At 40.1% G+C, this 332-nt stretch carries 1 protein-coding gene; it reads left to right on the top strand.

Annotated elements, in window-relative coordinates:
• On the top strand, window positions 1-291 hold a 291-nt coding region (locus tag FD12_RS05945), incomplete at its 5' end, for an IS3 family transposase (protein WP_156404072.1).
• Window positions 292-332: the final 41 nt, after the last annotated feature.

Here is a 332-nt window from a genome sequence, read left to right as displayed (position 1 = left end):
GATCAAGGATTCCAGTATCAGAATAGTCGATACCAAGCGTGCTTAAAGGAATATCGAGTATTTCAAAGCATGAGCCGTAAGGCTACCTGCCTTGACAACGCTTGTGCAGAGAGTTTCTTTCATCAGTTAAAGGTCGGAACAGTTCATAATCATCACTATGATGACTTTCAGGCACTTAAGCAGGCAGTTAAGGACTATATCCAGTATTACAATTACCATCGCATAAAAACAAAACTAGCCGGAATGAGTCCGGTTGAATACCGGATTCACAACGACCAGTTATGTGCCTGAAAATTATTAAATATTATCTCCAACTATTGGGGTTCACTTCA

Origin of the sequence: Lentilactobacillus rapi DSM 19907 = JCM 15042 (assembly GCF_001436255.1) — a bacterium.
Taxonomy (GTDB): Bacteria; Bacillota; Bacilli; order Lactobacillales; family Lactobacillaceae; genus Lentilactobacillus; species Lentilactobacillus rapi.
The sequence above is the reverse complement of the archived record's forward strand: the minus strand, read 5'-3'. Positions and strand labels throughout refer to the sequence as shown.